Annotated in this window: 2 protein-coding genes; both read right to left on the reverse strand. The window is 68.5% G+C overall.

Annotated elements, in window-relative coordinates:
• Positions 1-1,104: phosphate ABC transporter substrate-binding protein PstS (gene pstS / locus G6020_RS13905; RefSeq protein ID WP_182611017.1), on the reverse strand; the 1,104-nt coding region annotated here is incomplete at its 3' end.
• A 245-nt stretch (positions 1,105-1,349) separates the two neighbouring features.
• Positions 1,350-1,942 (reverse strand): mycothiol synthase (gene mshD / locus G6020_RS13910; RefSeq protein WP_182611018.1); only part of this gene is annotated, 593 nt, incomplete at its 5' end.

Consider the following 1,942-nt stretch of genomic DNA (forward strand, 5'->3'; position numbering starts at 1 on the left):
GATCTCGGAGATGGCGGTCAGGAGCTGCTCGCGGAAGGCGTCGGGCACGGGGATGTAGCCCTCGTCCTCGAGCTGTGCCTGGACGTCCTCGGCCACCGCGATGTTGAGGAACGACCGGACGGCCGCGGCGGTCTCCGGATCCGCGTACGAGGAGCAGACGATCTCGTAGGTGGGGAGGATGATGGGGTAGGCGCCGGCGGCCTCGGGGACGTAGAACGACGAGGTGTCGATGACGAGGTCGTTGGTGCCCTCGTTCTGGAGCCGCGCCGAGTCGATGGTCACACCCGAGGTCTCGGCGTTGAGCTCGACGCCCTCCGGGTCCGCCGGGGTGATGACCTTGACCATCGAGAGGTCCTGGTTCTTCGCGTACGACCACTCGGTGTACGTGATGGTCCCCGGGGTCTGCCCGATGGCACCCGAGACACCCTCGTTGCCGCGGGCGCCCTCGCCGACACCACCGGTGAAGGTCTTGCCGGCGCCCTGCGTCCACGCACCCTCCGACGCCGCCTCCAGGTACTTCTGGAAGTTGTCGGTCGTGCCGGACTCGTCCGACCGGAAGATCACGGTGATGGGCTCGTCCGGGAGGTCCGTGCCCTCGTTCTCCTCGGCGATCGCCGGGTCGTTCCACGTGGTGATCTCACCGTTGAAGATCTTGGCGAGGGTGGGGCCGGAGAGCTTCAACTCGACGCCGTCGAGGTTGTAGGCCACGGCGATCGGGCCGAAGACGGCGGGGATGTGCCACGCCTCGGAGTCGCACCGCTCCTCGGCCGCCGCGTAGTCGGCATCCTTGAGCGGGGAATCGGATCCACCGAAGTCCGTGATCCCGCCGGTGAACTCGCTCACGCCGGCGCCGGAGCCGTTGGAGTTGTAGTTCAGCGTCTGACCCTCGCAGCTCATGGCGTAGGAGTTGGCGAAGATCGTCATGGCGTTGTTCTGGGCGGAGGAGCCCGACGCGGTCAGGGTCTCCTTGCCCGCGCATTCCGCGTCGGAGACACTCTGCGCCGCGGTGTCACCGCTTCCGGTGTTGTCATCCGAGCAGGCGGCGAGCCCGACCGCCGTGAGGGCGGTGAGGCCGAGAAGAGCACCGGTGCGCTTGAGGTTCACTGAATCTCCTTGGTTCGTCCGGCGGATAGCCCCCCGAACACGTCTGTGGCGACTGCAACACAAAGCCGGGCCGATACCGAGACCCGACGAGCACAGAACCTAAGGGTCCGATATGAACGGTCTCGCCGGTCGAGATGAACGAGAGATGAACTCAGTGGATGCGTCACGGTTATGACCTCCCGGGGGATTCGTACGGCGCCCCCACCTGGGGTGATCGCCGACCTCCGAGGTCCCGGACGGGGGTCTCACGCCGAGGCGTAGGTCACATCGCGGTGCTCGACGGTGAATCCGAGCTTCTCGTAGGTCCGGATGGCCGCCGCGTTGTCACCCTCCACGTAGAGGACGACCGACTCCGCACCCACCGGACCCTCCAGGTGCGCTACCCCCAGCGAGGTGAGCAGCCCTCCGAGCCCGCGCCCCTGGTCGGACGGGTCGACCGCCACGACGTAGACCTCGCCCTCCACGGGGGAACCGGGCTCGCTCACCGTCTTGGTCCAGTGGAAGCCCGCGAGCCGGGGCACCGGACCCGTGGTGTCGACGGCCAGGAAGATCGCCCCGGGGTCCACCCACTCCACAGCCAGTCGCTCATCGAGCTGGGCGCGGGTCCATCCGCCCTGCTCCGGGTGCCACGAGAACGCGGCGTTGTTGACGCGGAGGAACTCCTCGCGGGCGTCCAGTCCGGGCCATCGGGTGCCGCCCTCCGAGGCCGCCTCGGCGAGTGTGCCCGTCTCGATCCCCGCAGAGGGCCGCGTGGCGGGTGACGCGGAGCCCGCGGGGGCGCGCCTGCGCATCTTGAGCAGCTCACGGGTACGGACCAGCCCTGCCGAGCCGGCGAGTG

Origin of the sequence: Dietzia sp. B19, from assembly GCF_014145155.1 — a bacterium.
Classification (GTDB): Bacteria; Actinomycetota; Actinomycetes; order Mycobacteriales; family Mycobacteriaceae; genus Dietzia; species Dietzia natronolimnaea.